Origin of the sequence: Streptomyces sp. UG1 (genome assembly GCF_049974585.1) — a bacterium.
Classification (GTDB): domain Bacteria; phylum Actinomycetota; class Actinomycetes; order Streptomycetales; family Streptomycetaceae; genus Streptomyces.
Map to the genome: position 1 here is coordinate 190,167 of NZ_JBNGGG010000006.1, position 13,438 is coordinate 203,604.

The 13,438-nt window shown below is 69.1% G+C and carries 13 protein-coding genes; 10 read left to right on the forward strand and 3 right to left on the reverse strand.

Annotated elements, in window-relative coordinates; genetic code table 11:
* Window positions 1-44: 44 nt before the first annotated feature.
* Window positions 45-926, forward strand: a complete 882-nt coding sequence (locus ACP4J3_RS09140; protein WP_426532251.1) for a DUF2797 domain-containing protein — start codon at window positions 45-47, stop codon at window positions 924-926.
* 490 nt (window positions 927-1,416) lie between these two features.
* Here ACP4J3_RS09140 and ACP4J3_RS09145 read toward each other — a convergent pair whose 3' ends face one another.
* Together ACP4J3_RS09145 and ACP4J3_RS09150 are read right to left on the reverse strand one after the other, a co-directional pair.
* Entirely contained in the window at window positions 1,417-1,887 is a 471-nt protein-coding gene (locus ACP4J3_RS09145; RefSeq protein ID WP_426532253.1) for an NUDIX domain-containing protein, read from the reverse strand.
* Window positions 1,888-1,889: 2 nt separating this feature from the next.
* A complete protein-coding gene (locus tag ACP4J3_RS09150; RefSeq protein WP_426532255.1) occupies window positions 1,890-2,633 on the reverse strand; it encodes an XRE family transcriptional regulator in 744 nt (247 codons plus the stop codon).
* Between the two features lie 107 nt (window positions 2,634-2,740).
* On the opposite strand from ACP4J3_RS09150, the gene ACP4J3_RS09155 reads away from it, so the two are divergent.
* From ACP4J3_RS09155 to ACP4J3_RS09195, 9 genes are all read left to right on the forward strand, one after another.
* Window positions 2,741-2,989 carry a hypothetical protein gene (locus tag ACP4J3_RS09155; protein ID WP_426532409.1) on the forward strand — a complete coding sequence of 83 codons (249 nt, stop codon included), beginning with the start codon at window positions 2,741-2,743 and terminating at the stop codon, window positions 2,987-2,989.
* 144 nt (window positions 2,990-3,133) lie between these two features.
* On the forward strand, window positions 3,134-3,577 hold the full coding sequence (locus tag ACP4J3_RS09160; protein WP_426532257.1) for a glycine-rich domain-containing protein: 444 nt from the start codon (window positions 3,134-3,136) through the stop codon (window positions 3,575-3,577).
* A gap of 70 nt (window positions 3,578-3,647) precedes the next feature.
* Window positions 3,648-4,484 (forward strand): protein kinase domain-containing protein, encoded by an 837-nt coding sequence (locus ACP4J3_RS09165; protein ID WP_426532259.1) that lies wholly within the window; start codon window positions 3,648-3,650, stop codon window positions 4,482-4,484.
* A 150-nt stretch (window positions 4,485-4,634) separates the two neighbouring features.
* Window positions 4,635-5,375: a response regulator transcription factor gene (locus ACP4J3_RS09170; protein ID WP_426532261.1), complete on the forward strand. Its 741-nt coding sequence runs from the start codon at window positions 4,635-4,637 to the stop codon at window positions 5,373-5,375.
* Window positions 5,372-7,003, forward strand: coding sequence for an ATP-binding protein (locus ACP4J3_RS09175; RefSeq protein WP_426532263.1), 1,632 nt, complete (start codon window positions 5,372-5,374; stop codon window positions 7,001-7,003). The genes ACP4J3_RS09170 and ACP4J3_RS09175 overlap by 4 nt, the downstream gene beginning before the upstream one ends.
* Before the next feature lie 14 nt (window positions 7,004-7,017).
* A complete protein-coding gene (locus tag ACP4J3_RS09180) occupies window positions 7,018-8,283 on the forward strand; it encodes a glycosyltransferase (RefSeq protein WP_426532265.1) in 1,266 nt (421 codons plus the stop codon).
* On the forward strand, window positions 8,280-10,451 hold the full coding sequence (locus ACP4J3_RS09185) for an ArnT family glycosyltransferase (RefSeq protein ID WP_426532267.1): 2,172 nt from the start codon (window positions 8,280-8,282) through the stop codon (window positions 10,449-10,451). Before ACP4J3_RS09180 ends, ACP4J3_RS09185 begins: the two co-directional genes overlap by 4 nt.
* 86 nt (window positions 10,452-10,537) lie before the next feature.
* Window positions 10,538-12,034, forward strand: a complete 1,497-nt coding sequence (locus ACP4J3_RS09190) for an MFS transporter (RefSeq protein ID WP_426532269.1) — start codon at window positions 10,538-10,540, stop codon at window positions 12,032-12,034.
* 128 nt (window positions 12,035-12,162) lie between these two features.
* A complete protein-coding gene (locus ACP4J3_RS09195) occupies window positions 12,163-12,975 on the forward strand; it encodes a TetR/AcrR family transcriptional regulator (RefSeq protein WP_426532271.1) in 813 nt (270 codons plus the stop codon).
* Here ACP4J3_RS09195 and ACP4J3_RS09200 read toward each other — a convergent pair.
* Window positions 12,923-13,405 carry a PPOX class F420-dependent oxidoreductase gene (locus tag ACP4J3_RS09200; protein ID WP_426532273.1) on the reverse strand — a complete coding sequence of 161 codons (483 nt, stop codon included), beginning with the start codon at window positions 13,403-13,405 and terminating at the stop codon, window positions 12,923-12,925. The genes ACP4J3_RS09195 and ACP4J3_RS09200 overlap by 53 nt on opposite strands.
* Window positions 13,406-13,438 lie beyond the last annotated feature (33 nt).

Sequence of the window (13,438 nt, forward strand, 5' to 3'; positions counted from 1 at the left end):
ACGGGCGTGGCGTTGTCAGTGGTGGCCCCTAGGCTCGAAGAGCGATGGCACAGGCATGGAGATGCTCGGGGCTGCGATGGTCGGCGGACGGCCCTGAGCTGGCGTGGGACGGCGGCCGGCGCTCCGCGCTGACCTGGGGGAAACGGGTGGCCTTCGGGGTCGCGGAAGGGGGAGTGCGGACATGCGTGGGAGCGCGGGGGCATGCGTGTCCGGTGCGGGCGGCCGTGCCGGGGCGGAGCACGGGGGCGCGGTGCGAGGAGTGCGCGCGGCTGGACCGGGCGCATTCGGTGGCCGCCGACACGATCGCGGACGACCCGAGGCCGTACCACGTATATCTGGCGTGGTTCGGGCCAGGAATGGTGAAGGTCGGTATCACTGCCCTTGAGCGGGGCTCGGCCCGGCTACTGGAACAGGGCGCGGTCTGCTTCACCTGGCTCGGCACCGGCCCACTGATGGCGGCACGGCGCACGGAGGAACTGCTACGGGCGGCACTGCGCGTGCCGGACCGAATTCCTTACGCCGACAAGCGGGCGGTGCGCTCTGAGTTGCCGGCGTCGGCGTCGGAGCGCGCGGCCGAGATCGAGGACCTGCACGCGCGGGCGGTGAGCCTCGCCGGCTGGCCGGATTCCCTCACCCGCGAGCCTTGCCAACCGGTCGACCACGCCGGGGTGTTCGGACTCGCGGATCTTCCGGCCGCCGTCGGGGAGGTGACCGAGCTTGTCGCGGGCGGGGTGGTGAGCGGGCGGTTGGTGGCGGCTGCGGGGCCGGATTTGCATGTGAATGCCGGTGGTGGAGGGGTGGTTGTGGTGGATACGCGGTTGATGTTGGGGTGGGAGCTGGTGGCAGTGGGTGGGGAAAGGGGACTGACGGTGCCGGTGCGGGGGGTCAGGGAGCGGGGGGTGGAGGTGCAGGACGGGTTGTTCTGAGGGCGCGTTGAGCTGCGCAAAATCGGCAGGATTCGAACAGGTGACCTTCTGATCCGTAGGAACGGGGAGGCGCTTGGGCGGGGGCTCCGCCTTCCTTCCGACTGGTTGCTGGTGATCGAGATCAACGGTCTCCATGTAGCGGCGGATCAACTTGGCCCGCTCGGCCTCGCCGTCGGTGCGACGCATGGCAGCATCCTCGTATGGACGAAGCCGTCAGACCAGTAATCTGGCCGGTCGGGCGCCTCCCTGCGTGCCCATCCGTCTCATTCACTGCCGTTCAGGCGAGACCTGGAGCCGCCCCCATACCGACGGGCAGTCACCCATGGACGCAGGTGAACACCCCTGCATACACCGCACCATCCCACCAACACAGTTGGAAAGCGTGTTGTGGGGACGCTCGGCTTCCTCCGCCCGACCGGTGATGGTCGTGTCCAACGACCTCCGTGTGCCGCCGTTGCGATCAGGATTGCCCTCACCGCAACCGAAGAAGTCAGCCGAGGTAGGGCTGCTCACGGTGCTCCAGGAAGTGGCGGATCCGGAGCCGCTGCGTGTGGTGCATCGGCAGTTGGTCGATCTCATCCGGCTGGACGAACCGCAGCTCTGTGGACTCGTCCGAGATCGCCAGTCGTCCGCCGACCGTGCGGGCGGTGAAGCAGACGTTGAACTGTCTGCGCACCTCACCGTCCGAGTAGGCGATGACGTGGCGAGGGTCGGTGTAGGTGCCCACAAGCCCGGTGATCTCTACATCCAGCCCTGTTTCCTCCTTCACCTCGCGCACGGCCGTTCCCGGGAGCGAGTCGGTCATCTCCATGCCGCCGCCAGGTAGCGCCCAGAGATCGTTGTCCCGGCGGCGCTGAAGGAGCACGCGCCCTTCGTCGTCGGTAACCACGGCGGACGCGGCGACCACCAAGCTGTTCGGTTCCGGTGCCGCCGGGTCGTCGTAGTACTCGGTCCGTGCCATGGTCACCCTTCTCTTACCGGCGTCGCGGTCTCCCACACCGCGTCGAAGCTGCTGGCGTAGGTGTCGAACATGCCCCCTTCTCCGCTGCGCCGAAGATGCCACACGGGAGCACCGTAGGCGTTCACGCCCCAGACATGGGCATTGACCAGCGCTTGGTCATCCGCACGATAGATCGAGTTGTAGAGGGTGGTGGCGTGGGTCCTCACCTCGATGCCGGCTACCCCCGCAAGTGGGCGATAGTGCATGAGGGCAAGTCGGCACCGGGACTCGATCCCGTGGCCGAACTTCTCTTCCGTGCCGCGCTGTTGGACATTCGCGCTGTCCGGATCCCCGATCGCGATACGGACCACGCACCCATCGCCAGCTCGCTCCTGCAACAGGTCGTTGAGTCGCGGGTACGCCTCGTGCAGGAAGACGGCCGCGTACACCAACACGTCGATGCGCTCACGAGCCTGGGTAATCATGTCCACGAAGGTGGATACAGGGACGTCCGCCCGCTGGTCGTAGAGAGCCACAAGTTCCGGGCTGACGGCGCGGGCAGGGCGTGCCTGCCGGAGCGCGGGCCATAGAGCGTGCACGTCTTCTCCTAGCGTCTCCGCTGCCAGCATGGCCGTGGCGCGGCGTGGCGTACGCCCCAAATTGACCCATCGTTCAACGGACTTGGGATCGACTTCGACCTTGTCCGCGAGGGCGGCATACGTCCAGCCGCCGGCCGCCATGGCAGCACGTAACCTCTCGTTCGGCATCCCAATCTCTCCCAACACTCGGGGACGGCACTAGGGACGTTCTACCCGACACGGGACGTCCCGAAGTGGTGCTTGTGGGAGGTTCCAACGTCCTGATGAACGGCAGGATGCTCGGCGGCATGGTGAGCAACCAGCAGACCAGACCAGGCATCGGTGAACTGGCGAAGGACACCTCCAGGGGACGCATTGGCGTCGTCATGGGCAAGCTCGGCGGCCGTGTGCAGATGCAGATAAGGCCGGTCGGCGGTGGCAAGGAGTGGGACGCCATTCCGGACCGCGTGGAGCCGCCGAGTGCGCGGGAGGAACTGAGCGCGCGCCTGGCCATCAAGAACGGCAACAGTCGGGGCGGGCTGTGATGCGCGCTATCGGCCGGTAGGCATGGCTCTCGCCATGGGCCAGTAGACGGGCCGGCCCGGACGAGGGCCCTTCCCGGGTTCCCCCCTTACCTGTTCGGGGCCGGCCATCCAACCTACGCACCGCGACACACAAGGAGAAGACGCATGACGGCAACGGCGAACGATCAGAAGACCGGTCGCGCGGTGGCTGGTGAGGAGCTGTTCCAGAGCCTCGCCCACTTCGTGGTCGTCCACAACGGACAGTCGCCCGAGCGTGCCGAGCGGATCGCGGACCAGGCGGTCGCCTTCCTGGTCGCCGCGACCACGGCCACCGTCCCCATGGTTCCGTCGGACGACGTGGACCTCGGCCTGCACGTGCTCATCCTGCACACGAAGGAGTACGCGGAGCTGTGCGAGCGGTACGCGGGCCGCTTCCTGCACCACAACCCGAAGCCGGGCGGGGGCGGACGTGACCCAGAGATGGTGGCCGCCTCGGTACGCGCCATGAAGGCGGCCGGGTTCATGGCCTTCGATGACCTGTGGACCGTGGACGGCACGAACCTCGCGCAGTGCGACTCGGACTGCGGCCGACCGTACGGCCAGGCGTAGCCCACGACATCAGCGACGCGGCCGCCTCCGACTCGTGGTCGGCCGCGTTCGCCCGGAAGGAGAAGCGACGTTGTCCGGCTCAATCCCTGAACTGCCGATCGTGGTGCTCGACGCACTCATGCCCATGGCTCAGCGCTTGGTCCTCGATCGCCGGGGCTCCATGGTCTGGGAGGTGGAGAGTCGTCGGGGCCACTACGCCGTGAAAGTCGGCTATCCGATTGAGGCCACGGCCGGCTGGCCCGGCCAGCCATGGACTGCGCTGGCGCCTGCGCGCGAAGGTGCCGTGCTGTATCACCTCGGCTTCGCTGACTTCGCGTACGGCGAGTGGGAGCACGGGACGTGGAACTTCCAGCCGTGGCGTGAGGGGCCGGACCTGTACCAACTGTGGGAGCCCTGCCGTAGGCCGGACTCCTCCGTCGCACCGCAGACCAGCGTGGCGTTGGGCTGCGTCGAGGCGCTGGCCGAACTTCATGCCAAGGGCTGGGCACACGGTGACGTACAGCCCGCCCACTTCATCATCGGGCCCGAGCGGACGCAGCTCATCGATCTCGCTCTTGCGCGGGGCGGGCACGTGCCCGAGGGGTACGACTTCCCGTTCCGCGGCTGCCTCGTCCACTACGAGGCACCGGAGATCGCCCGCAGCGTGCTCGCCACAGGGGAGGCCGAGCCGACGCAGGAAGCCGACATCTACGCACTCGGCGCCTCCCTGCTGATCTCAGCCACGGGCTGGAGGGCGGTCGAGTATCCCGACGACGCTCCGCGCCCTGTGCAGCGAGAGGCCGTGGCGAACGGTCGGCGTCGGCCAGTGAGGGTGCCTGGTGAGCTGGGCGATCTGGTCGACGCGATGCTCAGCCATGCTCCCGAGGATCGGCCCACGATCTACGAGGTGGGTAAGGCCCTGAACTGATCTCGAAGCCTCGGTTCGTCCGGCGTATCTCGCTCCTGCCGTCGGCCGGGGAGCTTCCCAGCCATTCCCTGAGAACCGACTGTGTGTTTCTCAGAAAAATCACAGGTTCCAGAAAGCGTGTTCTCAGAGGGCCCCGACATCGTGTTCAGCATGACCACGACCTCGCCCCAGGGGCGCACCGAACTGCTGAGGCCGGACGGGAGCCCCGTCCGCGTGCTTGTGGTGGACGACGAGATGTCGATCACCGAGCTGCTGTCCATGGCTCTTCGCTATGAGGGATGGCAGATCCGGAGTGCGGGAGATGGCACGGGTGCCATCCAGAGCGCGCGTGAGTTCCGGCCCGACGCCGTCGTGCTGGACATGATGCTGCCGGACATGGACGGGCTGGCCGTTCTCGGGCGGCTGCGGCGGGAGTTGCCGGATGTGCCGGTGCTCTTCCTGACGGCCAAGGATGCTGTCGAGGACCGTATCGCCGGGCTCACGGCGGGTGGGGACGACTACGTCACCAAGCCGTTCAGCCTGGAGGAGGTCGTCGCGCGGTTGCGTGGGCTCATCCGGCGGTCAGGTGCCGCCGACCGGCGGTCGGACTCGATGCTTGTCGTCGGGGATCTGACGCTCGACGAGGACAGTCACGAGGTGTCGCGGGGCGGGGAGAACATCCACCTCACCGCCACCGAGTTCGAGCTGCTGCGCTTCCTGATGCGCAACCCGCGGCGCGTGCTCAGCAAGGCGCAGATACTCGACCGGGTGTGGTCGTACGACTTCGGCGGGCAGGCCAATGTCGTCGAGCTGTACATCTCCTATCTGCGTCGGAAGATCGATGCGGGGCGGGAGCCGATGATTCACACCCGGCGTGGTGCCGGTTATCTGATCAAGCCCGCGGCGTCATGAGTGGGGGACGGCGGACGGGTGCGCAGCGGCAGAAGCAGAGACGAGTTCGCAAGCCACGGACGCTGCGCACGCGCCTCGTCGTCTCCGCGGTGGCGTTGATCGCGGTGGTGTGTGCCGTCATCGGGACGGTGACGACGATCGCGATGCACTCGCGCCTGTACCAGCAACTGGACAGCCAGCTCAGCGAGGTGGTGGGACGTGCGGCGGGCGCCGGTCCCGAGCCGTCGGCCGGCGAGCAGCCCAAGCCCGAGGGCGACCCGGAGAAGAAGCCGCCCAGGGTGCCCGACCTCTCGGAGTTCGTCACCAAGGGGCCGCAGCAGATGATCGGCACGATCGCGGCGAAGGTCGTGAGCGGCGAGATCACCGAGGGCATGGTCAGCAAGGCCACGACGGACGACAAGGGCGTCACGAACGCCACGTCGTACGAGCTGAGCGAGACACAGAAGTCCGAGCTGAACGCCGTCTCCAAGGACGACGAGGCCCACACCGTGACCATCACAGGGCTGGGCGAGTACCGCGTGCAGTACCGCGAGGGCGACAACGGCGCGTACTACGTGGCGCTGCCGACCGCCGACGTCTCCGAGACCCTCAACACCCTCATCCTCATCGAGGCCAGCGTCACCGGCGCCGGACTGGTAGCCGCAGGCATCGCCGGCTCCGTCCTCGTCGGCGTCGCCACCCGCCCCCTCCGCCGAGTCGCCGCCACCGCCACCCGAGTCTCCGAACTCCCCCTCCACACCGGCGAGGTCAACCTCAGCGAGCGTGTCCCGGAGTCCGAGACCGACCCGCACACCGAGGTCGGCCAGGTCGGGGCCGCGCTCAACCGGATGCTGGACCACGTCCACGGTGCCCTGCACTCCCGCCAGCAGAGCGAGATGCGGGTACGGCAGTTCGTGGCCGACGCCAGTCATGAGTTGCGGACCCCGCTCGCCTCCATCCGGGGGTACGCCGAGCTGACCAGACGAGGGAGAGAAGACGTCGGGCCGGATACCAGGCACGCGCTTGGGCGGATCGAGTCCGAGGCCGGGCGGATGACCCTCCTCGTCGAGGATCTGTTGCTGCTCGCCCGTCTCGACGCCGGGCGGCCCCTGCAGTTCGAGCAGACCGACCTCGTCCCCCTCGTCGTCGACACCATCAGCGACGCCCGCGCCGCCGGCATGGACCACAACTGGCGCCTCGACCTGCCCGACGAGCCGGCCCTCGTGTCGGCGGACGCGGCACGGCTGCAACAGGTGCTGGTCAATCTGCTGGGCAACGCCCGTAATCACACCCCGCCCGGTACGACCGTCACCGCGCGTGTTCAGCGGCGAGGGTCATGGCTGTGCGTGGATGTCGAGGACAACGGGCAGGGGATTCCGGCCGATCTGCTCCCGCACGTCTTCGAGCGGTTCGCGCGCGGTGACTCCTCGCGCTCCCGTTCCTCCGGCTCGACCGGCCTCGGCCTGGCCATCGTGCAGGCCGTGGCGACCGCGCACGGCGGTGCCGTGACCGTCGACAGCGCGCCCGGGCGGACGGTTTTCACCGTGCGGCTGCCTGCGCTCGCGACCCCGCCGAGCCCCGAAATGAGCTGGCAACAGCACTCACAGGCACAGCACAGCGTCACCACATGGGTGGAACAGGGCGCCTGACGAGAGTCGGTCCCATGCGAACCGACTCTTCTCCCGGCACCCTGCCGGCGCGGGAGCACCTCCCGGCCGGAGACGCCGGTACGCCTGTCCTGGACGTAGCGATCCCCGTCTACAACGAGGAGAAGGACCTCCAGCCGTGTGTGCTGAGACTGCGTGATCACCTCAAGCGCACCTTCCCGTACGCGTTCCGCATTACGATCGCGGACAACGCGTCGACGGACACTACCCCCCGGGTGGCGGCGCGGCTGGAGGCGGAGATCCCGGAGGTCCGGTCCTTCCGGCTGGAGCAGAAGGGCCGTGGCCGGGCGCTGCGGACCGTCTGGTCCGCCTCGGACGCCCCGATCCTCGCCTACATGGACGTGGACCTGTCCACCGACCTCAACGCCCTGCTGCCGCTGGTCGCGCCGCTGATCTCCGGTCACTCGGACCTCGCGATCGGCTCCCGGCTCGCCCGCTCCTCGCGTGTGGTGCGTGGCGCCAAGCGGGAGTTCATCAGCCGCTCCTACAACCTCATCCTGCGCGGCTCGCTCCAGGCCCGCTTCTCCGACGCCCAGTGCGGCTTCAAGGCCGTACGGCGCGATGTCGCGCAGGTGCTGCTGCCCCTCGTCGAGGACACCGGCTGGTTCTTCGACACCGAGATGCTGGTGCTCGCCGAACGGGCCGGGCTGCGTATCCACGAGGTGCCGGTGGACTGGGTCGACGACCCGGACTCGACCGTCCACATCGTCAAGACGGCGACCGAGGACCTCAAGGGCGTGTGGCGGGTGGGCAAGGCCCTGGCCGGCGGCTCGCTGCCGCTGGACCGGCTCACCCGGCCCTTCGGCGACGACCCGCGCGACCGCGAGATCAAGGACATACCGACCGGCCTGGCCCGCCAGCTCGTCGGCTTCTGCGTGGTCGGCGGTCTGTCCACTCTCTTCTATCTGCTGCTGTACAGCGGCTTCCGGGTCTTCACCGGCTCCCAGGTCGCCAACGCCCTCGCCCTGCTGGTCTCCGCCCTCGCCAACACGGCGGCCAACCGGCGCCTCACCTTCGGGGTGCGCGGCCGCGACGGCGCCGTACGGCACCAGGCGCAAGGCCTGGTCGTCTTCGGCATCGGACTCGCCCTGACCAGCGGCTCGCTCGCCGCCCTGAACACGGCCAGCAGCGACCCCGCGCACTCCACCGAACTCGCGGTCCTGATCGCCGCCAACCTCGCGGCGACCGTGCTGCGCTTCCTGCTCTTCAGGGCGTGGGTGTTCCCGGACCGGCGCGACACCGACTCGAGGGACTACCGATGACCATCCACCACGACCAGCAGACGCAGCGGACGCAAGAGACACGGCAGACGCAGCAGACGCAGCAGACGCAGCAGACCTACGGCAGAGACACGGCCCCCGGCTCCGGTGAGCCCAAGCCGCCCTTCGTACGGCGGCTGTGGCGCGGTCGCCCCGAGGACCCGCGCTGGGCACGCCCGGCCTTCCTCGGTCTGCTGCTCGCCACCCTCCTCCTCTACCTCTACAACCTGAGCGCCTCCGGCTACGCCAACTCCTTCTACTCGGCGGCCGTCCAGGCCGGCAGCCAGTCCTGGAAGGCCTTCTTCTTCGGCTCGCTGGACGCGGCGGGCGCCATCACGGTCGACAAACCCCCGGCCGCCCTGTGGCCGATGGCCCTGTCGGTCCGCCTCTTCGGCCTTCACTCCTGGGCGATCCTGCTTCCCGAGGTCCTCATGGGCGTCGGCACGGTGGCCGTGGTGTACGCGGCCGTACGGCGCCGGTTCAGCCCCGCGGCCGGTCTGATCTCGGGGGCGGTGCTCGCGCTCACCCCCGTCGCGGCGCTGATGTTCCGGTTCAACAACCCGGACGCGATGCTGGCCCTGCTGATGGCCGTGGCCTGCTATCTCGTCATCCGGGGCCTGGAGGACGGCCGTACCAAGTGGCTGGTGTGGGCGGGTGTCGCGATCGGCTTCGCGTTCCTCGCCAAGACGCTGCAGGCCTTCCTGATCCTGCCGCCGCTCGCGATCGTGTACGCGGTCTGCGCGCCGGTGTCGGTGAAGAAGCGGATCGGCCAACTCGCCGCCGGCCTCGCCGCGATCGTCGTCTCCGGCGGCTGGTGGGTCGCGATCGTCGAGCTGTGGCCCGCCTCCTCCCGCCCCTACATCGGCGGCTCGCAGAACAACTCCTTCCTTGAGCTGACCTTCGGCTACAACGGCCTCGGCCGCCTCAACGGCGAGGAGACCGGCAGCGTGGGCGGTGGCGGCGGTGGCGGAAACCGCGGCGGCAACTGGGGTGAGACCGGCTGGGACCGGCTGTTCGGCTCCAGCATCGGCGGGCAGATCTCCTGGCTTATCCCGGCCGCGCTGATCCTGCTGGTCGCGGGTCTTGTGGCCACGCGCAAGGCCCGTCGTACGTCCGTGACCCGTGGATCGTTCCTCGTCTGGGGCGGCGCGCTGATCACGACCATGCTGGTCTTCAGCTACATGCAGGGCATCTTCCACGAGTACTACACCGTCGCCCTCGCCCCCTACCTCGCCCCGCTGATCGGCATGGGCGCCGCGCTGCTGTGGCAGAAGCGGGACAAGGCGTCGTGGGCGTCGCTCACCCTGGCCGGCGCGATGACGGCCACCGCGGCCTGGGGCTACGTCCTGCTCAACCGCTCCTCGGACTACCTGCCCTGGCTGGAGTGGTTCGTCCTGGTCGGCGGTCTGGCCGCCGCGCTGGGCCTGGTCTTCGCCTCGAAGCTCGGCCGTCAACTGGCCCTGGGCGTCGTCGGGTTGGGCCTCGCCGCGGCGCTGGCCGGCCCGACCGCGTACACCCTCACCACGGTGAACGAGGGCCACACCGGCTCGATCGTCACGGCCGGTCCCGCGGTCGCGGGCGGTCGGGGCGTCGGTCCCGGTGGGGGCGGCGGCATGGGGGGCGGTCCCGGTGGGGGCGGCGGCATGCCCGGCCAGAACCAGCAGGGTCAGAACAACCAGCAAGGTGGCCAGAACCAGCAGAACGGCAACGGCTTCCCCGGCGGCGGCATGCCCGGCGGCGGTCAGATGCGTGACGGCGGCGGCACGGGCGGCGGCGGTGGCGGCATGGGCGGCCTGCTCAACGGCGCCAGCGTCAGCGACGAGGCCAAGGCGCTGCTGGAGAAGAACGCGAGCCACTACACCTGGTCGGCTGCGGCCATCGGCGCCCAGAACGCCGCCAGCTACCAGCTCTCCACCGGCGACCCGGTCATGGCCATCGGCGGCTTCAACGGCACCGACCCGTCCCCGACCCTGGCCGAGTTCAAGAAGTACGTCGAGGACGGCGCGATCCACTACTTCATCGCCGGCGGCAGCGGCGGCGGCGGAGGCATGGGCGGCAGCAGCGACGGCACCTCCTCGCAGATCAGCTCCTGGGTCCAGGAGAACTTCGAGTCGGTGACGGTCGACGGCACCACGTTCTACGACCTGACGCAGCCGAAGAGCGACGGCTGACGGTCGGTCGGTCGCCCTCATCGTTCGACGGCGTTCGACCGAAAGTGCGTTGTACGGTGTATAAGTACTGCCTTACGGTGTACAACATGACTGCGTCCCCCCAGGAGCAAGCCCCGAAGACCCCGGCCCCGGCCCCGTCCTCGCCGGAGGGCGGCCACCCGCAACGCTGGCTGATCCTCGGCGTCCTCTGTCTCGCCGTGCTCACCGTGGTGCTCGACAACACCGTCCTGAACGTGGCCATCCCCTCGCTCACCCGCGAACTGGGCGCGTCCACCTCCGACATCCAGTGGATGATCAACGCCTACTCGCTCGTGCAGTCGGGTCTGCTGCTCACGGCGGGCAGCGCGGCCGACCGCTACGGCCGTAAGAAGATGCTGGCCGTGGGCGTGGCGCTGTTCGGCGCGGGCTCGCTGGTGGCCGGACTCGCCGACTCCACAGGGCAGTTGATCGCGGCGCGCGCCGGGATGGGTGTCGGCGGGGCGCTGCTGATGACCACCGTGCTGGCCGTGGCGATCCAGATCTTCACGCCGGAGGAGCAGCCCAAGGCGATCGGCATCTGGGCCGCGGTGAACTCGCTGGGCTTCGCGGCCGGACCGCTCCTCGGCGGCTTCCTGCTGGACCACTTCTGGTGGGGCGCGATCTTCCTGGTCAACCTGCCGGTCGCGGCGCTCGCCCTGGTGGCCGTCGTGGTGCTCGTCCCCGAGTCGAAGAACCCCCAGGGCGACCGCCCCGACCTGCTGGGCGCCCTGCTCTCCACGATCGGCATGGCATCCCTGGTGTTCGCGATCATCTCCGGGCCCGGGCACGGCTGGACGTCGGCCCGGGTGCTGGTGACGGCGGCCGTGGCGGTCCTCGTGCTGGCCGCCTTCGCGTACTGGGAGAGCAGGATCCCGTACCCCATGATCGACATGCACTTCTTCCGGAACCGGCAGTTCACGGGGGCGGTCTCGGGTGGTGTGCTGATCACGTTCGGGATGGGCGGCTCGCTCTTCCTGCTCACCCAGCACATGCAGTTCGTGCTCGGCTACGAGCCCCTGGAGGCCGGGCTGCGAACGGCCCCGCTCGCCCTGATGATCGTGGCGCTGAACTTCACCGGGGTGGCGGCGAAGTGGGCGATGCGGCTGGGCAATCCGGTCGCCATCGGGCTGGGCATGGCGGTCATGGCCGGCGGCCTCGCCTCCATCGCCCTGCTGTCCTCCGGCGGGTACGCCGGCACGCTGCTGGGGCTGGTGCTCATCGGTACGGGGGCCGCGGTGGCGAGTCCGGCGATGTCTCACGCGATCATGAGCGCGATTCCTCCGGAGAAGGCGGGGGTCGGGGGCGGGATCAACGGGACGGTGGCGGAGTTCGGTACGGGGTTGGGGGTCGCCGTGTTGGGGGCGCTGCTGAGCTCGCGGTTCGCGGCGAGTTCCCTGCCGGAGGCGTTGGCCGCGGCGGGGTCGGCTGAGGAGAGGGGGCGGGTCATCGACGTGTTTTCCTCCGGGCTGGAAATCAGTTTGCTGGTAGGGGCGTTGGCTGTGTTGGTCGGAGGGATGGTCGCGGGGGCGTTGTTGCGGCGGGCGGCGAGGGCAGATATCGCCTAAGAGCTCGGGTCATGCGGTCGTTGGGCGACTGCGGGTCCTTTGTGGTTGATCGCGCAGTTCCCCGCGCCCCTTGAGGGACGTTGCCGCCTAGCATCTTGGCAAGTGAACGAAGTCGAGGAAGGTGCGCCATGGTGAGGTCGGCCGGGCGGGGTACGCGTACCAGCGTCTGGTTGGAGGACAAGACCCGGCGCGGCGGTCGCGGTGGGGGACAGCCCTCCGGGCTGGATCGGGACCGCATCACCGCGGCCACCGTCCGGCTGCTGGACGCCGAAGGGCTGGCGAAGTTCTCCATGCGGCGGCTGGCCGCCGAGCTGAACGTGACCGCGATGTCCGTCTACTGGTACGTCGACACCAAGGACGACCTCCTCGAACTCGCCCTCGACGCCGCCTTCGGCGAGCTGACCCTGCCCGACCCGGAGGCCGACGAGGACTGGCGCGTCCCGCTGCGCACGCTGGCCCGGGAGTACCGCGGCCTGCTGGTGCGGCACCCGTGGCTGTCGCCGCTGATCGGCACGTACGTCAACATCGGCCCGAACAGCCTCGCCTTCTCGCGCATGGTCCAGCGGATCATCCGCAGGACGGGCCTGCCCGCGCACGGACTGGTGGCGGCCATCTCCGCCGTCTTCCAGTTCGTGTACGGCTTCGGCACGATCGAGGGTCATTTCATCGCCCGCAGCGCGGCGTTCGGCATGACCCCGGACGACTACTTCCAGCACGCCATGAGCACGGTGACGCAGTCCCCCGAGGCCGCCGACATCGTCCAGGAGTCCGCCCAGCTCATGGAGGCCAGGGGCGGCGACACGGTGGAGGAGATGTGGGAGCGGGACTTCGAGTTCGCCCTGGATCTGCTGGTGGCGGGCATCGAGGCGATGGTCGAACGGAAGGGGCTCACCCCTCCTCCTGCTCCTCCTGGACAAGCCGAGCCGGGAAACCACCCGTAGCCACCGGGCCCCACCTCTCCGGCGTCACCCGAATGATCGACTTCCCCTGCTTCACCATCGCCGCCCGGTACTCGTCCCAGTCCGGGTGCTCCCCGGCGATGTTCCGGTAGTACTCCACGAGCGGTTCCACGGAATCCGGTGCGTCGATCACCTCGGCCGTTCCGTCGATCTGGACCCACGGTCCGTTCCAGTCGTCGCTCAGGACGAGCAGGCTGACCCGCTGATCCCGCTTGGCGTTCCGGGTCTTGGCCCGCTCGGGGTAGGTGGACACCACGATCCGCCCAGAGTCATCGACACCGCAGGTCAGCGGCGAGGCCTGGGGGCTGCCGTCGGACCGGCGGGTGAGCAGGACGGCGCGATGACGGGGCCGTACGAAATCGAGCAGGTCTTCGAGCGAGACGCGGGTGTTGGTCGCGATGTTCGGTGCCATGGCCTCAGCCTAGGGCCGGCCGCCCCGCTCAGC